The sequence below is a fragment of the Arthrobacter sp. TJ-263 genome (assembly GCF_058269155.1).
Genome location: NZ_JBZCNE010000001.1, coordinates 645,579 through 669,971 on the forward strand (window position 1 = coordinate 645,579; position 24,393 = coordinate 669,971).

General features: G+C 70.8%; 17 protein-coding genes. 11 read left to right on the top strand and 6 right to left on the bottom strand.

Annotation, left to right across the window (positions count from 1 at the left end; translation table 11 throughout):
* Positions 1 to 206 precede the first annotated feature (206 nt).
* The 10 genes from AC4D2F_RS03040 to AC4D2F_RS03085 all read left to right on the top strand — a co-directional run bounded on the left by AC4D2F_RS03040 (position 207) and on the right by AC4D2F_RS03085 (position 14,156).
* Entirely contained in the window at positions 207 to 1,571 is a 1,365-nt protein-coding gene (locus AC4D2F_RS03040; RefSeq protein ID WP_490909445.1) for a DUF6421 family protein, read from the top strand.
* A complete protein-coding gene (locus tag AC4D2F_RS03045) occupies positions 1,568 to 2,275 on the top strand; it encodes an SDR family NAD(P)-dependent oxidoreductase (RefSeq protein WP_490909446.1) in 708 nt (235 codons plus the stop codon). Before AC4D2F_RS03040 ends, AC4D2F_RS03045 begins: the two co-directional genes overlap by 4 nt.
* A 7-nt stretch (positions 2,276 to 2,282) precedes the next feature.
* The gene (locus AC4D2F_RS03050; RefSeq protein WP_490909447.1) at positions 2,283 to 3,362 is read left to right on the top strand and encodes a threonine aldolase family protein; all 1,080 of its coding nucleotides are present in this window, start codon (positions 2,283 to 2,285) and stop codon (positions 3,360 to 3,362) included.
* 53 nt (positions 3,363 to 3,415) lie between these two features.
* Positions 3,416 to 4,051, top strand: a complete 636-nt coding sequence (locus tag AC4D2F_RS03055; protein ID WP_490909448.1) for a DUF3000 domain-containing protein — start codon at positions 3,416 to 3,418, stop codon at positions 4,049 to 4,051.
* 66 nt (positions 4,052 to 4,117) lie between these two features.
* Positions 4,118 to 5,425, top strand: a complete 1,308-nt coding sequence (locus tag AC4D2F_RS03060; protein WP_490909449.1) for an HRDC domain-containing protein — start codon at positions 4,118 to 4,120, stop codon at positions 5,423 to 5,425.
* Positions 5,426 to 5,531: 106 nt separating this feature from the next.
* Positions 5,532 to 6,770, top strand: coding sequence for a thiolase family protein (locus AC4D2F_RS03065; protein ID WP_490910512.1), 1,239 nt, complete (start codon positions 5,532 to 5,534; stop codon positions 6,768 to 6,770).
* Positions 6,767 to 8,893, top strand: coding sequence for a 3-hydroxyacyl-CoA dehydrogenase NAD-binding domain-containing protein (locus AC4D2F_RS03070; protein ID WP_490909450.1), 2,127 nt, complete (start codon positions 6,767 to 6,769; stop codon positions 8,891 to 8,893). Before AC4D2F_RS03065 ends, AC4D2F_RS03070 begins: the two co-directional genes overlap by 4 nt.
* Positions 8,894 to 9,144: 251 nt before the next feature.
* Positions 9,145 to 11,418: a helix-turn-helix transcriptional regulator gene (locus tag AC4D2F_RS03075; protein WP_490909451.1), complete on the top strand. Its 2,274-nt coding sequence runs from the start codon at positions 9,145 to 9,147 to the stop codon at positions 11,416 to 11,418.
* Between the two features lie 132 nt (positions 11,419 to 11,550).
* Positions 11,551 to 11,778: a hypothetical protein gene (locus AC4D2F_RS03080; protein ID WP_490909452.1), complete on the top strand. Its 228-nt coding sequence runs from the start codon at positions 11,551 to 11,553 to the stop codon at positions 11,776 to 11,778.
* 11 nt (positions 11,779 to 11,789) lie between these two features.
* On the top strand, positions 11,790 to 14,156 hold the full coding sequence (locus AC4D2F_RS03085; protein ID WP_490909453.1) for a M28 family peptidase: 2,367 nt from the start codon (positions 11,790 to 11,792) through the stop codon (positions 14,154 to 14,156).
* A 67-nt stretch (positions 14,157 to 14,223) separates the two neighbouring features.
* Here the strand turns inward: AC4D2F_RS03085 and AC4D2F_RS03090 are convergent, their stop codons facing one another.
* From AC4D2F_RS03090 to ileS, 6 genes are all read right to left on the bottom strand, one after another.
* Entirely contained in the window at positions 14,224 to 15,708 is a 1,485-nt protein-coding gene (locus AC4D2F_RS03090) for an MFS transporter (RefSeq protein ID WP_104165256.1), read from the bottom strand.
* A gap of 279 nt (positions 15,709 to 15,987) precedes the next feature.
* Positions 15,988 to 16,953 (bottom strand): aldo/keto reductase, encoded by a 966-nt coding sequence (locus AC4D2F_RS03095; RefSeq protein WP_490909454.1) that lies wholly within the window; start codon positions 16,951 to 16,953, stop codon positions 15,988 to 15,990.
* A 61-nt stretch (positions 16,954 to 17,014) separates the two neighbouring features.
* Positions 17,015 to 17,431 (bottom strand): nucleoside-diphosphate kinase, encoded by a 417-nt coding sequence (ndk, locus tag AC4D2F_RS03100; RefSeq protein ID WP_490909455.1) that lies wholly within the window; start codon positions 17,429 to 17,431, stop codon positions 17,015 to 17,017.
* Between the two features lie 70 nt (positions 17,432 to 17,501).
* Positions 17,502 to 17,948, bottom strand: coding sequence for a DUF4233 domain-containing protein (locus tag AC4D2F_RS03105; protein WP_490909456.1), 447 nt, complete (start codon positions 17,946 to 17,948; stop codon positions 17,502 to 17,504).
* Between the two features lie 8 nt (positions 17,949 to 17,956).
* Entirely contained in the window at positions 17,957 to 19,360 is a 1,404-nt protein-coding gene (locus AC4D2F_RS03110; protein WP_490909457.1) for a bifunctional folylpolyglutamate synthase/dihydrofolate synthase, read from the bottom strand.
* A complete protein-coding gene (ileS, locus tag AC4D2F_RS03115; RefSeq protein WP_490909458.1) occupies positions 19,353 to 22,652 on the bottom strand; it encodes an isoleucine--tRNA ligase in 3,300 nt (1,099 codons plus the stop codon). The genes AC4D2F_RS03110 and ileS overlap by 8 nt, the downstream gene beginning before the upstream one ends.
* A gap of 404 nt (positions 22,653 to 23,056) precedes the next feature.
* Here ileS and AC4D2F_RS03120 point away from each other — a divergent pair, with 404 nt between their 5' ends.
* Positions 23,057 to 24,385: a cytochrome P450 gene (locus AC4D2F_RS03120; RefSeq protein ID WP_490909459.1), complete on the top strand. Its 1,329-nt coding sequence runs from the start codon at positions 23,057 to 23,059 to the stop codon at positions 24,383 to 24,385.
* The last annotated feature ends 8 nt before the right edge of the window (positions 24,386 to 24,393 follow it).

A 24,393-nucleotide genomic window follows, 5' to 3' on the forward strand; every position in this document is an offset into this window, starting at 1 on the left:
GGTGGTGCAGGAAGGTCGGTCCTCCGGGGCCGGCCTTCCTGCGTTCCCGGGTGCTGTGAAGGCCGGCTGGCCCTCCTGTACTCCGAACTGATGTTGAGAGCAAGGAAGTCTGATGCTCGGGCCGCTTGTGGCTAAGAGTTCCTGTTCAAGTTGCTAGGCTCCCCCATACGCACCACCCGTTGTCCCGGCCGGAGAAAGCAGGAGCCATGACCGTCACTCCCCTCGTTCGAGCGAACCGCACGCCGCAGCACACCGACGCCTGGAAGGCGCTCAAGGCCGCGGCCCACGAGCTACGACTCCTGCAGGTCAAGGACGGGTCCATCCCGGATGCCGAGCACCACGCGGCGGCCTCGGACCACACCCTCCGGATCATCGCCGCCGTCGAGGAGCTCGCACCCCTGTTCCCCCACGACGCCGACTACCTCGCCCGCACCGTGACGGCCTTCGAGGCGTGGCGCGCCGGGGGGTTCGCCGTCCCCGACTTCCTCGAGCCGCTGCTCGCCTTCCAGCCGCAGCTGGACCGCACGGACGGCCTGCAGCACCTGGTCGTCTTCCCCATGTACACCCAGAACGGCAGCACCAACCGGCTCGTCGAGGCCGTCCTCGTCGAGGGGCTGTGGCCGGAGTTCGTCGCCGAACTCGAAGCAGGTGACTACTCCAATGCCCTCTTCGTCCCGATCAGGTTCCTCGACTTCACGGACGGCTACAGCACGAACTCCGCGGTGCTCTTCCCCGAGACCGTCGCCGTGAGCCGGACCCCCACGTTCACGTGGGGCGCCATCTTCGCGGACCGCGAGGCCGCGCGTTTCCGGCGGGTGGTCCGCGCCGCCGCCGGGATCACGCGCCTCGACCTGCCCGGCGAGGCGCTCGAGCTGCTGGAGGACCAGGCGCTCGCGGAGGAGACCTTCGTGATGTGGGACCTCATCCACGACCGCACCCACATGCGCGGCGACCTGCCGTTCGATCCGTTCATGATCAAGCAGCGCATGCCGTTCTTCCTGTACTCGCTCGAGGAACTGCGCTGCGACCTGACGGCGTTCCGCGAGTCGGTGCGGATCGCCAAGGACGAGGACGCCTCGCCCGAGGCCCGCAGGCACGCCCGGCTCGTGCAGTACGCCGTGATCTTCGACCGCATCTTCCGCTTCAGCATCACGGGCACCCGGGTGCGCAACTACGACGGCCTCGGCGGCCAGCTCCTGTTCGCGTGGATGCACCAGCACCGCGTCCTCCACTGGACGGACACCAAGCTCACCATCGACTGGGACGAGGTGGCCGACGTCGTCGTCGCCCTCGGCGAGCAGATCGAGCAGCTGTACTGGCGGTCCATCGACCGCCCCAAGATCGCGCACTGGCTCGCCGCCTACGAGCTGGTCTCGGCCACCGTCACACCGCATCCCGCCTCCGTGTGGGCGAAGGGACCGGACGCGCTCGAGCTTCTCGGTCCGCCGCGTGCTCTCACCGACGCCGTCCTCGACGACGAGTTCCCCCTGTCCATGTTCTTCGAGGCGCTGGAGCGGAAGATGAAGCCCGTCATCGAGTCCACGGCCGGCATCACGGCGGACGCGGCGTGAGCGACGACGTCGGTACCCGCACGGCCGTCGTCGCCGGCGCCACCAGCGCAGCCGGCGTCGCCCTCACCCGGCGGCTGGTGGCGGACGGACTGACCGTCGTCGCCGTCGGGTCCCATGCCGGCCGCCTCGACACGGCGTTCGCGGACCTCGACGGCGTGGACCGGCAGGTGTGCGACCTCACGGACGAGGCCGCGGTCCTGGCCCTCGCCGACCGCGTGCGCACCGATCACGGCGGCGCCGACGCACTGTTCCACCTCGTCGGCGGCTGGCGTGGCGGCAAGGGCATCACCACGCAGACCGCCGAGGACTACGGCTTCCTGCACCGCTCGGTCTTCGTGACCCTGTTCAACACGAGCCGGGCGTTCTACGACCAGCTGGCAGAGCACGGCGGCCGGCTCGCCGCCGTGTCCGCCACGGCCGTCACCGCGCCCACCGCGGCCAACGCGTCCTATGCCGCGGTGAAGGCCTCCGTCGACGCCTGGGTCCAGGCCGTCGCCGACGGCTTCGCCCGGGACGGCACGACGGCGGCAGCGACCGCGGTCGTCGTCAGGGCCCTCGTGGACGACGCGATGCGCGGGCAGCACCCGGAGCGGGCGTTCAAGGGCCACACGCACGTCGACGACCTCGCGGCGATCCTCGCCGGCCTGGCCGGGGCGCCGGCCGCGGAGGTCAACGGGACCCGCATCGACGCGGTTCGGGGATAATGGGACGGTGACCGACACCCTGACTCCCGTGGCCCCGCCCGCTCCCCTGCACGACCGCACCCAGCGCAGCTTCGCGTCGGACAACTACTCGGGGGTGCACCCCGAGGTCCTCGCGGCCATCGCCGCGGCGAACGAGGGGCACCAGGTCGCCTACGGCGAGGACCAGTACACCGCGCGGCTGCTGGAGGTGATGGAGCACCACTTCGGCGAGGGGATCTCCATCTACCCGGTCTTCAACGGCACCGGAGCGAACGTGCTCTCCCTGCAGTCGATGCTGCCGCGCTGGGGCGCCGTGATCTGCCCGCAGACCGCCCACATCAACGTCGACGAGAACGCCGCACCCGAGCGCGTGGGCGGCATCAAGCTCCTGACCGTGCCCACGCCGGACGGCAAGCTCACGCCCGAGCTGATCGACCGCGAGGCCTGGGGCTGGGGCGACCAGCACCGCGCGCAGCCCCTGGCCGTCTCCATCACGCAGACCACGGAGCTCGGGACGCTCTACTCGGTCGCCGAGATCAAGGCCATCGCCGACCACTGCCATGCCCGCGGGATGCGCCTCCACATGGACGGCGCCCGGCTCGCGAACGCCGCAGCGGCGCTCGGCCAGCCCCTCCGGGCCTTCACCCGCGACGCCGGCGTGGACATCCTGTCCTTCGGCGGCACCAAGAACGGCCTCATGTTCGGCGAGTGCGTCGTCGTGCTGAACCAGGAGGCGTCCACCGGGCTCGAGTACCTCCGCAAGCTCAACATGCAGCTCGCGTCGAAGATGCGCTTCGTCTCCGCCCAGCTCATCGCCCTGCTCGACGGCGACCTGTGGCTCCGTTCGGCGTCCCACGCGAACGCCATGGCGGCCCGCCTGACGGAGGGGGTCCGGGGGATCCCCGGCGTGACCCTTACCCAGGAGACCACCGCGAACGCGGTCTTCGCGATCCTGCCCCCCGGCGCCGCGGACCGCATCCGCGAGAGCTTCAGGTTCTACGACTGGGACCAGGCCACGGGCGAGGTCCGCTGGATGTGCTCGTTCGACACCACCGAGGAGGACGTCGACGCCTTCGTCGACGCCATCCGCCGGGAGGCGTCCGCCTGACGGTCCCGGCGCGCCGCCGCTGCGCGCCCGCCCCCAGGGCATAGCCTGCGGGAGTGAGTGCAATCGGTGGCGTGTCGCAGCTTCCTGCCGAGTTCCTCGACGCCCTCGCGGGCCTCCGGCGGGCGGCACGCCGCAGCGAGATCCGCCTCGAAGAGGTTCCCGCACCCTCCCGCCTGGCCCCCTTCGCCGTCGCCCTCGGTGCCGAGGTGTTCGAGGCGACCCTCCCACCGCTCACCCCCGTCCACGGTCCGGCACGCTCCCTCGTCGTCGCGCCCGATCCGGAGGAACTGGCCACGGGCCGCTTCATCCTCCTCTACGACCCCGCGGGCTCCGAGGTGTGGAACGGCCGGTTCCGGATCGTGACGTACATCCGCGCCCAGCTCGAGGCGGACATGGGCAACGACGCCCTGCTCGGCTCCGTGGCCTGGACCTGGCTCGTGGAGGCCCTGCAGAACCGCGGCGCCCGCCACCACAGCGCGGGCGGCACCGCCACGAGGATCCTGTCCGAGAGCTACGGCATGCTGGGGGACCGCCCGGACACCATCGACATCGAACTCCGGGCCTCCTGGACACCCGACACCTCCGACGTGCAGCGCCACCTCGAGGCCTGGACGGACATGGTGTGCACCTTCGCCGGCCTGCCGCCCCTGCCCGCCGGCGTCGCCCACCTTCCGCACCGACGGTCCTGAGGCCGCGTGCGAAACGCGGGAGGGGCCGTCGGGCCGCGGAATGCTCCGGGATAGACTGAAAACACCATGAGTTCCCACACTTCCGAACAGACGGACCGCATCGAAGCATCCGATCCCGCCGACACAGGCATCCCCGAATCCCTCGCCCTCACCGAACCGCGCGACGGCGTGCCCCTGGTCATCGACACCCAGGCCGGGCTCGAACGCGCGGCGGCGGCCCTCGCGGGCGGGACGGGACCGGCGGGTGTCGACGCCGAGCGGGCCTCGGGCTTCCGGTACGGGCAGCGCGCCTTCCTCGTGCAGATCCGCCGCGAGGGAGCGGGCACCTGGCTCATCGACCCGGAGCCCTTCGACGACCTCCGCATCATCGACGAGGCCCTCGACGGCGTCGAGTGGATCCTGCATGCCGCCAGCCAGGACCTGCCCTGCCTCTCGGAGCTCGGCATGTGGCCGGACCGGCTCTTCGACACGGAGCTCGCGGCGCGGCTGGCCGGACTGCCGCGGGTGGGTCTCGCCGCCGTCATCGAATCGCAGCTCGGCTTCAGCCTGGCCAAGGAGCACTCGGCCGCGGACTGGTCGAAGCGGCCGCTCCCCGAGCCCTGGCTCCGCTACGCGGCGCTCGACGTCGAGGTCCTCACCGAACTGCGCGACAAGCTGGCCGCGCTCCTCGAGCAGGACGGCAAGCTGGGGATCGCCGAGGAGGAGTTCGAGCACATCCGCCGGACTCCCCCCGCGGAGCCGCGCGTGGACCCCTGGCGCCGCACCTCCGGGCTGCACCAGCTGCGCGACCGGCGGCAGCTCGCCGCCGTGCGGCAGATGTGGCTCGAGCGGGAGGACCTCGCGCAGCGCCGGGACGTCGCTCCCGGCCGGCTGATCCCGGACTCCGCCATCGTCGCCGCGGCCAAGGCCATGCCGACCACCGTTCCCCAGCTGCTGGCGACCAAGGGCTTCCACGGCCGGGCGGCACAGAAGGAGGCCCCGCGCTGGATCCGGTGCCTCAACGAGGCGGGGAAGCTCACCGACCTCCCGCCCCTGCACGTCTCCTCGAATGCTCCGCCCCCACCCCGCGTCTGGGCGGAGAAGGACCCCGAGGCCGCTGCCCGGCTGCAGACCGCCCGGCCCCGGGTGACGCAGCGCGCCGAGAAGCTGGGGATGCCGGTGGAGAACCTGCTGACGCCGGACTACCTGCGCCGTCTCGCCTGGCGCCCGCCCGCGGAGATCTCGCTCGAGTCCGTCGCGGCGGCCCTCGCCGATCTCGGTGCACGTCCGTGGCAGATCGAGCAGGTCGCCGCGATCATCACGGTCGCCTTCCTCGACCCGGATCCGCTGCCCGCCAAGGGTGGACAGGGAAACCAGGACGCGGCTGCCGACTAGCCGATCTCACCCGGGCGGCCGCTTGCACGCTATGTTACTGACCAGTAACATGTTCGCGGATCAACATCTCGAAGAGGAGTACCAGGTGAGCCTAGAAACCGGGACCATGCCCACGGGCAGAACGGCACGCGCGTCACGCGCCGTCCGCGACGTCGTCTTCGTCGACGGAGTACGGACCCCCTTCGGCAAGGCGGGCGACAAGGGCATCTACGCCGGCATGCGCGCCGACGACCTCGTGGTGAAGTGCATCCGCGACCTGCTGCGCCGCAACCCGTCCCTGCCGCCCGAACGCATCGACGACGTCGCGATCGCGGCCACCACGCAGACCGGCGACCAGGGGCTCACGATCGGCCGGACGGCCGCCCTCCTGGCGGGGCTCCCCCGCACCGTCCCCGGCTTCGCCATCGACCGCATGTGTGCGGGCGCCATGACGGCCGTGACCACCACGGCGTCCGGCATCGCGTTCGGTGCGTACGACGTCGTCATCGCCGGCGGCGTCGAACACATGGGCAACCACCCGATGGGCGCCGACGCGGATCCGAACCCGCGCTTCATGTCCGAGCGCATCGTGGACCCCGCGGCCCTGAACATGGGCAACACCGCCGAGAACCTCCACGACCGCTTCCCGGGTATCACGAAGGACCGCACGGACGCCTACGCCGTGCGCAGCCAGCAGAAGCTCGCCACGGCCTACGAGGACGGGCGCATCCAGCCCGATCTCGTGCCGGTCGCCGGGAAGAAGACCGGCGCGGGCTGGACCCTCAACAGCGTCGACGAGCCCCCGCGTCCCGGCACCACCGTGGAGGACCTCGCGACGCTGCGGACGCCGTTCCGCGCCCACGGGCGCGTCACCGCCGGCAACGCCGCCGGACTGAACGACGGCGCCACCGCGGCCCTCCTCGCCTCCGCCGACGCGGCGGCGGAACTGGGCCTGCCGGTGCGGATGCGCCTGGTGGCCTACGCCTTCGCCGGTGTCGAACCGGAGGTCATGGGCATCGGGCCCGTCCCCGCCACGGAGAAGGCGCTGCGCCAGGCCGGGCTGGACATCTCCGACATCGGCCTGTTCGAGATCAATGAGGCTTTCGCCGTCCAGGTCCTGAGCTTCCTCGACCACTTCGGCATCGACGACGACGACCCGCGCGTGAACCGCTACGGCGGCGCCATCGCCGTCGGGCACCCGCTCGCCTCTTCCGGTGTCCGCCTCATGAACCAGCTCGCCCGCCAGTTCGAGGAGGACCCCTCGGTCCGCTACGGCATGACCACCATGTGCATCGGCCTCGGCATGGGCGCGACCGTCATCTGGGAGAACCCCCACCACGAGCACTACGGACAGGATGCAGCATGAGCTTCGAACGCTACGACGAACTGGCCGCGCTGGTTCCCGCCGAGATCGTCACCCACTCCTATGTCCAGGACATCACGCTGCCCGAGGGCGCCGGGGTGCTCGCGCTCATCACCCTCGACAACGACCTCGACCACGCGAAGCCCACCACCCTCGGGCCCAACACGCTGATCGAGTTCGGCCGCACGCTCGAGGGCCTGAAGGACCGCGCGGCGCGCGGGGAGATCTCCGCCGTCGCCGTGACCGGCAAACCCTACTTCCTCGTCGCCGGCGCGGACCTCAGCACGGTCAAGAGCGTCAGGTCGGAGCACCTCGGCCGCCTCATGGCCGAGCTCGGCCACGAGGCGTACGACCTCCTCGCGGACCTGGGCGTGCCGAGCTTCGCCTTCATCAACGGCGTGGCCCTGGGCGGCGGCCTGGAGATCGCCCTCGCGGCGACCTACCGCACCGTCTCCTCGGGCGCCAGCGGCATCGGCCTGCCCGAGGCCTTCATCGGCCTCGTCCCGGGCTGGGGCGGCGTCTACCGACTCCCCCGCCTCATCGGCCCGGCCAACGCGGTCAAGGTCATGATCGAGAACCCGCTGAGCAACAACCGGAGCCTGAACGGCCGGGCCGCCTACGACCTCGGGATCGCGGATGCCCTCTTCGAGCCCGCCGACTACATCGAGCAGTCCCTCCTCTGGGCCGCCCGCGTGGTCAACGGCGGCGAGGCCGCGGACGCCGTCGAGCAGCGGCGTGCCGGTCTCGCCCGGTACGACGACGCCGAGTGGTCCGGCGCCGTCACGGCCGGCCGTCGATTCGTGGAGGCGAGGACCAGCAACGCCGCTCCGGCGCCGTCGCGGGTGCTCGACCTGCTCGAGGCGGGCCTCACGCTGTCCCGGAAGGAATCGGCGGCTGCCGAGTGCACGGCCCTCGCCGAACTCATGCAGACGGCCGAGTTCCATGCCACGGTGTACGCCTTCCTGGATCTGGTGCAGAAACGCGGCAAGCGCCCCGCCGGCGCCCCGGACCGGAAGCTCGCCCGCCCGGTCTCGAAGGTCGGCGTCGTCGGGGCCGGGCTCATGGCGAGCCAGCTCGCGCTGCTGTTCGCCCGGCAGCTCAAGGTCCCGGTGGTCCTCACGGACATCGACCAGGCCCGCGTGGACAAGGGCGTCGCGTACGTCCACGCGGAGATCGACAAGATGCTCGAGCGCAAGCGCCTGACGCAGGACGCCGCGAACCGCACCAGGGCACTCGTCTCCGGCTCCGTGTCGAAGGACGTCTTCGCGGACGCCGACTTCGTCATCGAGGCCGTCTTCGAGGAGATGTCGGTCAAGAAGGAGGTCTTCGCGGAGGTCGAGGCCGTCGTCTCGCCCGAGTGCATCCTCGCGACCAATACGTCCTCGCTGTCCGTGGCCGAGATGGCCGCGGACCTGGTGCACCCCGAACGCGTGGTCGGCTTCCACTTCTTCAACCCGGTGGCGGCCATGCCGCTGCTCGAGGTGGTCCGCGCACCCAAGACCGACGACGCCGTGCTCTCGACCGCCTTCGTCCTCGCGAAGGGCCTGAAGAAGAACGCGGTCCTTGTGCAGGACGCGCCGGCGTTCGTCGTCAACCGGATCCTCGGCCGCATGTTCGGCGAGATCACCGCGGTCTTCGACGAGGGGACGGACGCGGAGACCGCGGACAACGCCCTCCGGCCGATGGGCCTGCCCATGACGCCGTTCCGGCTGCTCGCCCTCGTGGGCCTGCCCGTCGGGCAGCACGTGCAGGAGTCGCTGCACACCGCGTTCGGCAACCGCTTCCACGTCTCCGCGAACCAGCAGAAGCTGATCGATGCCGGCGTGAAGGGCCTGTGGGAGAAGCAGGAGGACGGCTCCTCCGTGGTTCCCGAGCAGACCCTGGCGCTCATGGACCGCGGAGACAGCCCGTCCTCCTCGGAGGAGGTGCTGCGCCGCACGCAGGACGCCCTGGCGGACGAGATCGGGCGCATGCTCGACGAGGGCGTCGTCGCGGCCCCCGAGGACATCGACCTCTGCATGATCATGGGTGCCGGCTGGCCCATGCACCTGGGCGGCATCACCCCGTACCTGGACCGGGTCGGCGCGTCCGAGCGCGTTCTCGGGAAGACCTTCCACCTGGCCTGATGCCGGCCCGGCGCGGCGTGTGACAGACGAAGGAGGCCCCGACCAACCGGTCGGGGCCTCCTCTGTCTGTCGTGCTTTGCGTCAAAGGGCACGGCCCGCCTGCTCCAACCGCTGGATCTGGACAGCGAAGGGGGCGGCGTCGCGGATTCCCGTCACGGCGACAGGCTCGCATCGGGGCTGGTTCCGGCACCAGCCAATCGGTAGTCTGAGCGCGTTGCTGAAGTTGCGACGTCGAAACGAGGCGGCCGTCCATGGCGAGCGAACAGGCGTCGGGTATGCCGGGACCCGTTCTGGCCGGCAAGCTGGCGCCACCTTGGACCCGACCGGGTGCCGTCACCCGTGACAGGCTGCTCCGGCAGTTGGCGGACCCTCCACGGACACCGCTGACCGTTTTAGTTGCGCCGGCCGGCTGGGGGAAAACCACCGTGCTGGCCCAGTGGGTGTCCGAGGTGCCCCACCGGCCCGTCGCCTGGGTGACCCTCGACGAGGGCGACGACGATCCCGTGCGCTTCTGGACCTACGTCGCCATGGCACTGGAGCGTCGCAGGCCGGGGCTCGGTAGATCCGCGTTGGCGGCGCTGGCGGTGCCCCGACTTCCCCCCATCCAGGTGGCGGTGCCAGCTCTCCTCAACGACCTCATGGCCGACAGCGGCGACTACGTCCTGGTGCTCGACGACTACCACGTCATCAAGGCCCGTGAAATCCACGAGGGCGTGGAATTCGCGCTGGCCTACCTGCCGGCGAACATCCGCATGATTCTAGCCACGCGCGCTGACCCGGCGCTCCCGCTGGCCCGTCTCCGTGCCCGCGGACAGCTCACGGAGATCCGCGCCGCAGAGCTGGCCTTCACCGCGCATGAGGCCACCGGGCTCGTGACCGAGGTCGGCGAGGTGCTGATCGACGAAAGCGAGGTGGCGCAGTTGGTGGACCGCACGGAGGGCTGGGCCGCAGGCCTCCACCTCGCAGCATTGACACTTCGCGGCACCACAGACCCTGCCCGCTGGGTCGCCGCCATCCGCGGTGACCACCGCCACATCCTCGACTACCTGGGTGGTGAGGTCCTCGGCCGGCTGACGGAGGACCACCGCCGGTTCCTGGTCGAGACCTCACCCCTGGATCGGCTGAGCGGCGACCTGTGCGACGCCGCTCTCGGTCGTACCGGGTCCGCGCAGCTGCTCGAGGAATCGGAGCGGTCCGGGCTGTTCCTGATTGCCCTCGACGACAGACGGGCGTGGTACCGGTGCCATCGGCTGTTTCGCGAGAGCCTGCGCCGGGAGCTCGACGCGACGGCACCCGGTCGGGTGTCGCAGGTCCTGGTTGCTGCGGCCCAGTGGTGGCACGATCGAGGCGACGCGGAGGCGGCCGCGCGGGCCCTGCTGGATGCGGGCCACCAGGAGCAGGCTGCCGCGCTCATCCTCGACACCGATGACGAGTTCATCGGCGCTGGTGCGTCGACCGCACTGTTGGCTTTAGCGGACCGGCTCGACCGTCGGCTCGTCGATGCCGACCCGCGGCTGGCGATCGCGATGGCGGCCGCTGCAGGTTTCAGCGGGCAGCTTGAGCGGGTGGACGACCTGCTGAGCATCGCGGAAGCTGCCCTGGTGGTGGATGACCGTGCACCGACAGGATGGGCGAGTACACGTGGGGCCATCGGTGCGCTCCGGGTGTCGTTCGGATCCCCGCCCGGCTCCATGTCCGTCCTCGAGGCGCAGGAGTCAGTGCGCCTCGAGGACGACCCGACCCTGCCGGGGTACGTGATCGCGCGGCTGGCCCTGGGCCTGGTGCTGCTCGGCGGTGGTGAGGTCGACGATGCGATACCGGTTCTTGACGAGGCATGGCACCAGGCCTCACTGCTGGGACTCCCGGCCTTCACCAGGCTGATCTCGGCCGGACTGCTGGCCACGGCACTCCTCGACGGGGGCCGGACCGAGGATGCCCGGGCCGTGGTCCATGCATCAGTCCGTGCCGCCGACGCCCTGGAGGCGGTGCTCGGGGACGCAGCGGGAGAGTCGATAGCTCTCCTTCGTACAGCCGAGGGACGACTCGCGTATGACGACGGCGAGCCGTGGATGGCCTGCGCGACTCTGGACCACGCCGCACGGCTGGCCCGGGCCGCCGCACACCCGTCCCAGACCACCCGCGTCCTGGTGACCCTCGCAGACGCGCGACTGGCGGTCGGCGACCGACCGGCAGCGCGCGCCGCGCTCACCGAGGCGAGGGAGCTCACCGAGACCGAAGGGGTTTTCCCGGCGACGCTGCGACGCCTGCTGCTGGCCGAGGAACGGATCGGCCGGGGAGCAGCCCGGGCAGCCCGCCGTCGCGGCGCCCTGGCCGAGGAACTCACCGACCGGGAACTGTCCGTGCTCCGCGCCCTGCAGGGCACCCTCTCCCAACGCGAGATCGGCCGGGAGCTCTTCCTGTCCATCAACACCGTCAAGGGCTACACGAAGTCGCTCTACCGCAAGCTCGACGTGGTCTCCCGGGCGGACGCCGTCTCCCGCGGTCGCGAACTCGGCCTGATCTGACCGGCCTGATCTGACCAACCCGGCCCGGTCCGGTCCGGTGTGAACCGGACCACCCCGGGTGGTCGTGGCCGGGTGTGGTGACGCCCCACCCGTCGCGCAGCACGCTTGTCCTGGACGAACCAGGGAGGCACGATGCAGCACGACCGCCGCGTAGAGATCGCCGGGCACCTGCCGGCAGGTGTGCGTCACGAGATAGACCGCCGATTCGGGCCCCCCGGATTGCGGACCGAGGGCAACCGGACTGCCCTGGAATTCCGACTGCTCGATGAAGCCGCCGTCCGCGCACTGCTCGAACTGCTGTGGGAGAGCGGTGTCGCCATCCTCGACCTGTCCACGACCACCCCACCGGACGAGAACTGAAGGAGACCGCCATGACCACCACCTCCGAGCGGCGAAGCGCCCCGCTCACCCCACCGCCGCCGCCCCGACGAGGGCCCCGGGCGCTCCTTGCCGCCCTGGCGGTCGCAGCGACCGCCTTGGTCTCCACCCTCGCCATCGCCCCCCAGACGCCGGTGCCCGGCGACGCGCCCGCTACCGTGTTCAGCGCCACCCGGGCGATGGCCCACGTGCAGCACCTCGGCCAGGCGCCGAGGACCATCGGCTCGGCGGCGCACGCCGAGACCCAGACCTACCTCGCCGACTCCCTCGCGTCCTCGGACTGGCAGGTCGAGATCCAGCGCACCGTCGGCTTCACCGACTGGGGCACGAGCGGCACCCAGCGCCTTGCCGAGGTCGCCAACGTGGTCGCCACCCTCCCCGGGTCAGCACCGACCGGCACGGTGGTCCTCGCGGCGCACTACGATACCGTGTCCGGTTCGCCCGGGGCCGCGGACGACGGCGTGGGCGTCGCCGCCGTCCTGGAGGCCGCCCGTGCGCTCGGCGAGGGTCCCGGACGGACCCGCAACGACGTCGTCGTCCTGATGAGCGACGGTGAGGAGACCGGCCTCCTCGGAGCCGAAGCCTTCGTCCGGGAACACGCGGCAACGCTTGGTCCCACGGTGGTGCTGAACCACGAGGCCCGCGGGGTGGGCGGGACACCGATGACGTTCCGCATCACCTCGCCCAACGGGGAGCTCCTCCACGCCCTCTCCTCGGTGGCGGGAGTGTTCGTGGACTCCAGCACGGAGGCGACCTTCGAGACGCTGCCGCACGACTCGGACTTCAGGCACTTCAGCGACGCCGGGTGGCACGGCTTGGACACGGCCCTCGTGGCCGGCGCGGCCTTCTACCACTCACCCCTGGACGACGCCTCGCGCCTCTCCCCCGCCTCCCTGCAGCAGATGGGACAGACCACACTGGCCCTGGCGCGGACGCTCACCGACGTCGACCTCGCGACGCTGCAGGAAGGAGGTGAGGAGCGGGTCACCACCCTGCCCTGGGGTCTCCTGCGCTACCCTGCCACCCTCGACGTGCCGCTGGCAGTCGGCACCCTCGCGCTGGCGCTCACGCTCGTCGTCGTCGCGCGACGGCGGAGGACGCTGACGCTTCCGAGGACCGCCGTCGCCGCCGCCATCGCCGCCGCCTGCCTGGTCGCGGCCGGCGGTGCCGGCCTCGCCGTCTGGCTGACCGCACTGGCCATCGATCCCGCGCAGGCGTCCGCCGTCCTGGGCGAGCCGTACCAACCGATGCCCTACCACGCCGCCATGCTGCTGGCCTCGGCCGGGGTGGTCGCCGCCATGGTGGGACCGGCACGGAGGCTCCTGGGCGGGACCGCCCTCCCCCTCGGGTCCCTCGTCCTCCTCGCCGCAGGCGGCCTGCTCCTCGCGCTGGCGCTGCCGGGCATGTCGATGGGGATCGTGTTCCCGACGGTGTGCATCGCGATGTCCGTCGGGGTCGCCGCGGTGCTGCCCCGGCGATGGTCCACGGCGTCCGACGGCATCCTGCTCCTCGGCGTGATGGCCGCGACGGTCCTGATCGCCCCCGGCATCTGGGCGGGCTTCGACGTCGGCCTCGGCCTGGGTGGACCGGTGAGCGCCGCCTTCCTGGCTTTACTGCTGCTGCTCGCACTGCCGCTCGTGGATGCCCTGCGACCCGCGCCGACGAGCCCAAGGCGGGGATCACGCCGAGGGTCCTGGCGGGCCGTGGCCGTCCCCGGCATGGCGCTGACGCTTGCAACCGCCGTCGGAGCCCTCGGCCTGGTGCTCAACCGCGAGGACATGACCCCTCCACGGCAGGAATCGGTCTCCTACCTCCTGGCCGCCGACACGGGCGAGGGCCACTGGATCTCGTCGACCCCCCGCCGCTCCGCCTGGAGCCACGCGCTCCTGCCGGCCGGCCCCGAGGCACTGGACCAGGCCCCGTGGACGAACGGGGCCGACCTCGTCCACGGGCCCGCCCCCTCCGCACCGGGCCTGACCGGACCCGACCTGGAGGTGCTCGACGACCGCACGCGGGACGGCCTGCGTGAACTGACCCTGCGCCTGTCCTCCACACGGGGAGCACCCACGGTCGGCCTGTGGGTCGACGCCCGCACCGCCACCGTGCGGGAGGCCAGGGTGGCCGGTCGCGACCTCCCCGTCCGGGGAGCCGAGGGCTCCTGGGACTTCGGGTTCCAGTTCACCGGCAGCACACCGGACGGCGTGGTCGTCCGGCTGGTGCTCAAGCCGCGCTCGACGGACGTTGCCGTCCGGATCGCCGACCGCAGCGACGACCTGCACGGTGCCCCTGGACTCGCACTACCGGCCGGCCGGGTGCTCGTCACGCCGTTCGTATTCGTCACTCGCGATCAGACCCTGTAACCCCTACGGAGCGGCCGACGTCGTGCTCCTGATGCCGGCGGACCCAGCGATCGATAGGAGCGGGACATCAGGCCCGGTCCGCCCCACTGCGAGCCTCGCGGAGGGCCCCGGGAGCAGCGGGCGTGCCGTCAACCGCGCAGTGCGTCGGATGATCGGTCTCCGGCAGGGCGGGGTTCCGGATGGTGACGGCCGCAAGAATGCCGCTGAGCACCAGGACGACCGCGCCGATCATGCAGGCAGCGTCGAAACCTGCCTCGAACACTTGCGGGTTGCTGTAGGCGTCGCCGGTCAGGCCCACGGCGGCCGGCAGGACAGCGATTGCCATCAGGCCAGCGGCCCGCGCCACAGCGTTGTTCACGCCGGAGGCCAACCCGGCCTGGCGTTCCGGCACAGCGGACAGCGCGGTCGATGTCAGGGGAGCAACGAGCAGCGACAGGCCGAGGCCGAGCACGATCACCGACGGCAGCACGTCCAGAAGGTAGGACGCACCCGGCCCGATCCGTAGCATGAGGACAAGTGCCGCAGCACACAGCAGTGGTCCGACAGCCATCGGCATCCTCGGCCCGATCCGGGAACTGAGCGCCCCTGCGCGGGGTGACAGGACCAGCATCAGAGCCGTGATGGGGAGCATGGCGGTCCCGGACGCCAGCGGGCTGAATCCCGCCACGACTTGGAGATGGACGACGAGCAGGAAGAAGATGCCGCCGAACACGGCGTAGATGAGGAAGGTGACGGCGTTCGCGGCGCTGAACTGGCGGTTACCGAAGATCCGCAACGGAAGCATCGGATGCTCGGAGCGCCATTCGACCACGAGGAAAGCCACGGCGGCGGTGAGGCCGAGGGCTCCTGATGCGAGGACCGCTGGAGAGCCGACCCTTTGGGTCGGCGCCTCGATCAGGGCGTAGGTGGTTCCCGCGAGCGCCAGCGCCCCGAGGACGGCTCCGGCGATATCGAGCCGGCCCGTCGCGTCGGTGTCGCGCGTCTCGGGGACGTGCCGGGCGGCGATCCAGATGACGGTGGCGGCGATGGGCACGTTGATGAGGAAGATCCAGCGCCAGGAGACGCTCTCCACGAGCCAGCCGCCGAGGAAGGGTCCGATGGCGGTGGCCACACCGCCCAGTCCGGACCAGGCGCCGATGGCTCGTGCGCGGTCCTCACCGGCGAAGCTGGCCTGGATGATGGCAAGACTGCCTGGCGTGAGCAGTGCCCCTCCGACCCCCTGCAAGGCGCGGGCCGCGATGAGCAGGCCGGCGTTCGGTGCCAGCCCGCAGAGCAGGGAGGCTACGGCGAACCACACGACACCGACGATGAAGATGCGCCGGCGTCCGAACCTGTCGCCCAAGGAGCCGCCGAGGAGGATGAAGGAGGCAAGCGTCAGGGTGTATCCCGTGACCATCCACTGAAGGGCTGCGAAGTCCGTGCCCAGGTCCATGCCGATCGTCGGCAACGCGATGTTCACGACCGTGGCGTCGATCCCCGCGATACCCGACCCGAGCACTGTTGCCAGGAGGATCCACCGGCCGGACGCCGTCCTCACGCGGATCTCGCTCATGGTTCACCATCCGTCCACGCCCCGCCGAGCCACGGGCACAGTGTGGCACCGTCGTCGTGCCCATGCCATCGCCGTGCGATCGGCTGAGCTTTCGACCTCGTACATCGTGTGCCGCGCCGCCGGCTGTGTGCGGCATGGTGGACCATCACCCCGACCGGGCGGCCTGCCGAGCACGAAGCCCTCCCGCGGAGTGAGGGCTTCGTCGTCCGCGACCGGGACAGCAGCGCCGGACCGGTCGGCATAGGTGTTGATCGTCCCGGGCGGCTCCGCCGATCGGGCTCAGGCCGCCGGGCGCGGGAAGATCCGGTCCAGCGCGGCGAGGTCCTCGTCCGACGGCGTCCAGTCGGCTGCCGCCGCGTTCTGCCGCACCTGCTCGGGCGATGTGGCGCCCGCGATCACGGAACCGACCGACGGCTGGGCCGCGAGCCACGAGAAGGCCACCTGGACCTCGGTGAGGCCGCGCCCGGCCGCGAAGGCGCCGAAGGCTTCGAGCTGGTCCCAGTCCGCTGTCTCGAGCACGTTCTTGCGTGAGTGGGTGAGCCTGCTGCCGGCGGGTACCTCGTCACGCCGGTACTTGCCGGTGAGCAGGCCGTTGGCGAGGGGGAAGTACGGCAGGATGCCCAGTCCGTAGGCCTCGACGGCGGGGACCACCTCGCGTTCGAGGCGTCGGTCCAGCAGGTTGTAGGGGTTCTGCGCGGAGATGAAGGGCGTGTACCCGCCGCTGCGTGCCGTGAACTCGGCCTCGGCGATCTGCCAGCCTGCGAAGTTGGAGTGCCCGAGGTAGCGCACCTTGCCGCTCGTCACGAGGTCGTCGAGGGCCGCGAGGGTCTCCTCGATCGGCGTCCGTGTGTCCGGCGCGTGGTACTGGTACAGGTCGATCCACTCGGTGCCGAGGCGCCGCAGGGAGGCCTCGGCTGCGCGGATGATGTAGCGGCGGGATCCGCGGGCATCCCAGTCGGGTCCGTTGACGCCGTCCATGTCGAGGCCGAACTTCGTCGCGAGGACGACGTCGTCGCGACGCCTGCCGAGGGCCTTGCCGAGCTGCACCTCGCTGATGCCCGGTGCCTTGCCGTACATGTCCGCGACGTCGAACAGGGTGATCCCGGCGTCGATCGCTGCATGCACGACGGCGTCGGTACCCTCCTGCGACTCGGAGGTGGTGCCGGCCCGGCCCAGGTTGTTGCAGCCGAGCCCGACGGTGGAAACGCTGAGCCCCGAGGAGCCCAGTCTGCGATAGGTCATCATGCCCCTAACCTACCAACACCGTTGCCCCAGGCACATGACCCGGGGCAACGGTGGACGCGCGTCAGGCGAACCAGATGCCGATCTCCCGTGCGGCGGACTCGGCCGAGTCGGAGCCGTGCACGAGGTTCTGCTGGACCTTGAGTCCCCAGTCGCGGCCGAAGTCGCCGCGGATGGTGCCGGGCGCCGCCGTCGTCGGGTCCGTGGTCCCTGCCACGGAGCGGAACCCTTCGATGACGCGCTCGCCCTCGAAGACGGCGGCGACGATCGGGCCACTCAGCATGAACTCGACGAGCGGCTCGTAGAACAGCTTCCCGACGTGCTCGGCGTAGTGCTCCTCGAGCAGCTCGCGGGTGGCGTGCACGCGCTTCAGTTCGACGATGGTGTAGCCCTTCGCCTCGACGCGGGACAGGACGACGCCGGTCAGGCCGCGGGACACGCCGTCGGGCTTGACGAGGACAAGGGTGCGCTCAACGCTCATGGGGACTCCTGGGGTGCGTGCGCCGTCGCGGACGGCGCGGATGGGACAACTGGTACCGGGGTCGACTCTACTAAAGGCCCTGCTCCTCGGGGTTCGCCTTCTCCCACTCCGCCTGCAGCCGGTCCCGCTCCACGTTCTCGCGGTCCACGCGGATGCCCTGCCGGATCCCGTACAGCCAGGTGAGGGCGAACGCGAGGCCGACGACGAACATGACGGGTTCGAGGAAGCCCCCGGCGATGAGGACGAGCTGGAGGATCCAGCCGAGCGCGATGCCCCACTTCTTCGTCAGGACGGCACAGGTGAGCACCAGCACCACGCTGAGGAGGAGCCCGGAGGTCAGGATGAGGGCCGGGGAGATCTCGTCGCGCCGCAGGCCGAAGACAGCGAGCGTCGCGAAGAACACCACGAACGCCTCGAGGCAGAGGACCGTCGAGGCGAACAGGACCTTCGTGGACCGCCGCTTCTTCGGCATGCCGGGCCGCCACTCGCGCTGCGCCTTGGTCATGCGTCGTGCCATGCGTAGGCCTACTTTCCCAGGAGCGTGCGGGTTTCCCCGACCACCGTGATGGATCCGGTCACGAGGACGCCCCCGGAGAGGTCGTTGTTCTCCTCGGCCTTCATCACCGCCCACTCCAGGGCGTCGTCGAGCCCGGGGAGGATGGTGATGTTCTCCTCCGCGAACCCGGCCGACAGGGCTGGCTGCAGGAGGTCGGCGGCGGGGACGGAGCGGGGCGACGTCGACTGCGTCAGGCAGACGTCCTCGAGGATGCCGCCGAGTTCCTCGTGCAGTTCGGCCAGCATGCCCGCCACGTCCTTGTCCTGCAGCGCTCCGATGACGAGGACGAGCCGGCTGAAGTCGAACGCCTCGTTGATGCCCTTGGCCGCGGCCCGCGCCCCGGCGGGGTTGTGCGCTGCGTCCACGATGATGCTCGGCGCGGTCCGGACCACCTCGAGGCGGCCGGGCGAGGTGACGGCCCTCAGCCCGTTCCGGACGAGCTCCGTCTCCAGCTCGCGTTCTCCACCCCCGAGGAACGCCTCGACGGCCGCGACGGCGACGGCCGCGTTCTCCGCCTGGTGCTCGCCGTGCAGGGGTACCAGTAGCTCGCCGTAGCGGCCGGCGAGCCCGGTGAGGGACACCACCTGGCCGCCGACGGCGACCGTGCGGGATTCGACGCCGAACTCGACCCCTTCGAAGCGGAACTCCGCCCCGACCTCGCGGGCCCGCTCGAGGAGGATCTGCGCGGCGTCGCGGGGCTGGATCGCGCTGACCAGGAAGGAGCCGGGCTTGATGATGCCGGCCTTCTCGAGGGCGATGTCCTCGACGGTGTCGCCGAGGAGCTCCGTGTGGTCGAGGGAGATCGGGGTGATGACGGCCACCTGTCCGTCACCGACGTTCGTGGCGTCGGTGATCCCGCCGAGTCCCACCTCGATGACGCCGACGTCGATCGGCTCGTCCGCGAAGATCGCGAACGCGAGGATGGTGACGCACTCGAAGTAGGTCAGGCGGGGTTCCCCGGCGACGAGGAGTTCGCCGTCGACGATGTCCAGGTAGGGCTTGATCTCGTCCCAGACCCGGACGAACGTCTCGTCCGGGACGGGCTCCCCGTCGATGCTGATGCGCTCCGTGACCCGCGAGAGGTGCGGGCTCGTGAAGCGGCCGGTCCGCAGATCGTGCGCCAGCAGGATGCTCTCGATCATGCGCGCGGTCGAGGTCTTCCCGTTGGTACCGGTGATGTGGATGATCGGGAACGCCTTGTTGGGCTCGCCCAGGATCTCCATCGCCCGGTGGAGCGGCGCCAGGCGCGGCTCCATCCTGTTCTCCGGGGCACGCCCGAGGAGCTCCGCGTACACGCTCTCGACCGAGAAGGCGTCCAGTTCGGCGCTGCTCCCCGTGCCGTCGGTGCCGTCGATGCCGGTCGTGTCATCCATGCTGCTGCTCCTGCTTCTCGACAGTGATGGTGAATTCGTCGCCCGCGTCGGCGACGGCCTCGATGCGCAGCTCGAGGGTCAGGGTCTCGGCCTGGATCAGTCCGGCGTTCGCCTCGAGCGCGCCGACCTGCTCGGCGGCGACGCCGACGGTGGTCAGGATGCGGTCGCTGATGTCGAGATCGGCGTCGCGGCGTGCCTGCTGGATGGCGCGGATCGCATCGCGGGCCGTCCCCTCCGCAGCCAGCTCGGCGGTCACCTCGGTGTCCAGCACCAGGAACCCGCCGCCGGGCAGGACCGTCACTGCCTTCGAGGCGGCATCGTTGCCCTCCACCACCGTGTCGAGGGTGTACTCGTGCGGCTCGAGGGCGAGGCCGCCCGCGGTGACGCCGCCGTCGTCGTCGACCTGCCAGTCCCCGGACTTCGAGGCCTTGATCACCGTCTGCACGTTCTTGCCGAGGCGTGGTCCTGCCGCGCGGGCGTTGACCACGAGCCGCTGGGTGATGCCGAACTCGGCCGGCTCGGCATCCGCCGCGTCCACGAGGCGCACGCCCTTGAGGTTCAGCTCGTCGGCGATGATCGTCGCGTACTGCCCGGCGAGGTCCTCGGCGGCCGGCGCGACGACGGTGAGCTCCCGGAGCGGGAGCCGCACCCGGAGGTTCGCGGCCTTCCGCAGGCTGGAGCCGACGGAGCACACGGACCGCGTGCGGTCCATCTGCTCCACGAGATCCGGGGCGGCGGGGAACGACGTCGCCTCGGGCCAGTCGGTGAGGTGGACGGAGCGGCCACCCGTGAGACCGCGCCAGATCTCCTCGGTGACCAGGGGCAGCAGCGGGGCCGCGACCCGGCAGACCGCCTCGAGGCAGGTGTAGAGCACGTCGAAGGCGTCGGTGTCCTCGTCGAAGAAGCGCTGGCGGCTGCGGCGCACGTACCAGTTGGTGAGGGTGTCCAGGTACCGGCGCAGGGACTCGCAGGCGTCGCTGATCGTGAAGGCGTCCAGCGCCCCGGTGAGGTCGCGGACGAGGTTCCCCGTGTTCGCCAGGATGTAGCGGTCGATCGGCTCGGTCAGGAGCGCGGCCGCCTCCGGCGTCACCGTCCTGGCCTCGTAGCCCTCGCCGCCGTTCGCCGCGTTGGTGTAGAGGCTGAAGAAGTGCCACACGTTCCACAGCGGCAGGATGACCTGGCGGACGCCGTCGCGGATGCCCTGCTCGGTCACAACGAGGTTGCCGCCACGGAGGATCGGGGAGGCCATGAGGAACCAGCGCATGGCGTCCGAGCCGTCCCGGTCGAAGACCTCGGAGACGTCCGGGTAGTTGCGCAGGCTCTTGGACATCTTCTGCCCGTCGGAGCCGAGGACGATGCCGTGGCTGATGACGTTGCGGAACGCCGGCCGGTCGAAGAGCGCGGTGGACAGGATGTGCAGCATGTAGAACCAGCCGCGGGTCTGCCCGATGTACTCGACGATGAAGTCGGCCGGGTTGTGCGTGTCGAACCACTGCCCGTTCTCGAACGGGTAGTGCACCTGGCCGTAGGGCATGGACCCGGAGTCGAACCAGACGTCGAGGACGTCCTCGACGCGCCGCATGGTGGAGCGACCGGTCGGGTCGTCCGGGTTGGGGCGCGTGAGCTCGTCGATGAAGGGCCGGTGGAGGTCCACCTCGCCCTGCTTGTTCAGGGGCAGGCGCCCGAAGTCGGCCTGCAGCTCGGCCAGCGACCCGTAGACGTCGGTGCGCGGGTACTCGGGGTCGTCCGACTCCCACACGGGGATGGGGCTGCCCCAGAAGCGGTTGCGGCTGATGGACCAGTCGCGCGCGTTGGAGAGCCATTTCCCGAACTGGCCGTCCTTGACGTTCCCGGGGATCCAGGTGATGTCCTGGTTCAGTTCCACCATGCGGTCGCGGATCTTGGTCACCTCGACGTACCAGGAGGACACGGCGCGGTAGATCAGCGGGTTGCGGCAGCGCCAGCAGTGGGGGTAGCTGTGGACGTAGCTGGACTGGCGCACCAGGCGCCCCTCGGACTTCAGGACACGCGTGATGTGCCGGTTGGCCTCGAAGACCTGCAGGCCCACGATCTCCGCGAGCGGTCCCTCGCCGAACATGGGCAGGAACTTCGCGCCCTCGTCGACCGAGAGGATCACCTGGATGCCGGCCTCCTCGCAGATCTTCTGGTCCTCCTCGCCGTAGGCGGGCGCCTGGTGGACGAGGCCGGTGCCGTCGGTGGTGGTGACGTAGTCCGCGGCCAGGATGCGGAAGGCGTTGCGGTAACCGCCCTCCTCCGAATCCGCGAGGTAGTCCCAGAGCGGCTGGTAGGTGAGGCCTGCGAGCTCGGTGCCGAGGTGGCGGGAGGTGACGGCGTCGCGCGCGGCCGCGGCATCGGCGAAGCCGAGGTCCTTGGCGTAGTGGCCGAGGAGCTCCTCGGCGATCAGGTACCGCCCGCCCTCGTCCTCGCGCCGGCCCTCGACGACGACGTAGCTGATGTCCGGTCCGACCGCGAGCGCCGCGTTGGTGGGCAGGGTCCAGGGCGTGGTGGTCCAGGCGAGGGCCTGCACACCGGCGAGGTCCTGCGAGAGGGCCGAGTCGCCGGGGAGGATGGGGAACGTGACCGTGACGGTCTGGTCCTGGCGGTCCTGGTAGACGTCCTCGTCCATGCGCAGCTCGTGGTTGGACAGCGGCGTCTCGTCGTTCCAGCAGTACGGCAGCACGCGGTAGCCGTTGTAGGTGAGGCCCTTCTGGTGCAGGGTCTTGAAGGCCCAGAGGACGGACTCCATGTACTCGGGGTTGAGCGTCTTGTAGTCGTTGTCGAAATCGACCCAGCGCGCCTGGCGGGTCACGTAGTCGCGCCACTCCCCCGCGTACTTCATGACGGACGCGCGGGAGGCGTCGTTGAACTTGTCGATGCCCATCGCGAGGATCTGCTGCTTGTCGGTCATGCCGAGCTGCTTCATCGCCTCGAGTTCGGCGGGCAGGCCGTGCGTGTCCCAGCCGAAGCGCCGCTCCACGCGGCGTCCGCGCTGCGTCTGGTAGCGGCCCACCAGGTCCTTGGCGTAGCCCGTGAGGAGGTGGCCGTAGTGCGGCAGGCCGTTGGCGAACGGCGGTCCGTCGTAGAACACGAACTCGTTGGAACCGTCGACGCCGGCGTCGCGGTGGTCGATGGACGCCTGGAAGGTGCCGTCCTCCTGCCAGTAGCGGAGGACTCGCTCTTCGAGCTCGGGGAAGCGCGGGGAGGCGCTGGTCCCGGCGGAGGGGGTGCCGCCGTCGTCGGGCGACACTGCTTTGGGGTAGATCTGCGGCATGGGTCTCATCCTGTGTGCGGCGGCGTCGGGTGGTGCAGGAGTCCTGCCGTGAGGACGGGACCTGTCTCCCGCCACCGGTTGCCTGACCGGCCGCGAGGGTCCAGGACCCGCGGTACCACCTCACTTGCCGCCGTCGTCCGCCGTTCCGCTCATCGCGGTCACGCGGGCCGGGGCTGCCGCTCGTTTCCAGGCTGTAACGGGCTCCCCGTCCGGTTCTACGGGCCGCCTCGCAGGAGGCCGGCCTTTCTTCCGGAAGCTCACCGGTGATGGCCGGGTCGACGCTTGTGCATCCAGTCTATCCCGGCTCCGAAATCGTTGTCGAAAGGGCCGAAGCACACCCGGTGCCGCCGGCGCACGCGCCGAAATCCGTTGTGGTGGGCTGTGCGGCTTGGCAGGGTGGAAGGATGACATCACCCGCCCTGCCCACCGCGTCCGCCCCGGACACGGCCCGCCTGCTCCTCGGCGTGCTCCTGCCGACCTTCGTGAAGGGCCCCATCATCCGGCGCCCGTGGGCGGTGGGACTCGCAGCGCGCCTCGACCTGGACACCAGGGCGGCGGGGATCGTGAGGAGGATCCACGCCAAGCACCCGGATGGTCCGCTGATGCTGAGGCTGCCGATCCGCAAGCAGGCCATCGTCCTGGCGCCGGGCGACGCCAACACCGTCCTGGCGCAGTCCCCCGACCCGTTCACCGCGGCCAGCAGCGAGAAGCGTGCGGCGCTCTCCCACTTCCAGCCCTCCAACGTGCTGATCACGCGTGGTCCCCTCCGGACGGTGCGCCGCGCCCTGCAGGAACAGGTCCTCGACACGGACCACCCCGTGCACCACCTCGCCGACCGGTTCGTGCCCGTCGTGGAGGAGGAGATGCGGCAGGTGCTGGCCGACGCTGTCCGCAGCGGATCCCTGCCCTGGGACGACTTCCAGGACGCGTGGTACCGGGTGGTGCGGCGCGTGGTGTTCGGCGACCACGCGCGCGATGACAAGGACCTCACGGGCATGGTGATCCGGCTGCGCAAGGACGGGAACTGGGCGTTCATGAAGCCGGTGCGGAAGAAGACGCGCCGGCGCTTCCTGGCGCGGATCAACGAGGAACTCGCGAACGCCGAGCCGGGAAGCCTCGCCTCCGTGATGGCCGGCGCGCCCAAGGGCGACGGCGCCGAGCCCGCCGACCAGGTACCGCAGTGGCTCTTCGCGTTCGATCCCGCCGGCATGGCGACGTTCCGTGCCCTGACCGTACTCGCCACCCATCCGGAGGCGATGGCCGCGGCTCGGCGGGAGGTCGACGGCGACACCTCGGGACGCCGGCTCCTCCCCTACCTGCGGGCCGGCATCCTCGAGTCGCTGCGCCTGTGGCCCACCACCCCGATGATCCTCCGGCAGACGACGCAGCCGGTGCAGTGGGAGCAGGGACTGATGCCGGCCGATTGCGGCGTCCTGATCTACGCACCGTACTTCCACCGGGACGAGCGTTCCCTGCGCAGCGCGCACAGCTTCTCGCCCGAGCGCTGGCTGACCGAGGAGGACGACGGCTGGCCGCTGGTTCCCTTCAGCGGCGGACCGGTGGTCTGCCCGGGCAAGCAGCTGGTGCTGCTCGTGACGAGCGCTGCCCTGGCAGCGCTCGTGGCGGGACACGACTTCCAGGTGGAGGCAGGGCAGGCACTCGACCCGGCCCGACCCCTGCCGGGGACCATGGACAACTACAGCGTCCGGCTGGGCGTCTCTCCCAGGGCCTGACCATCGCC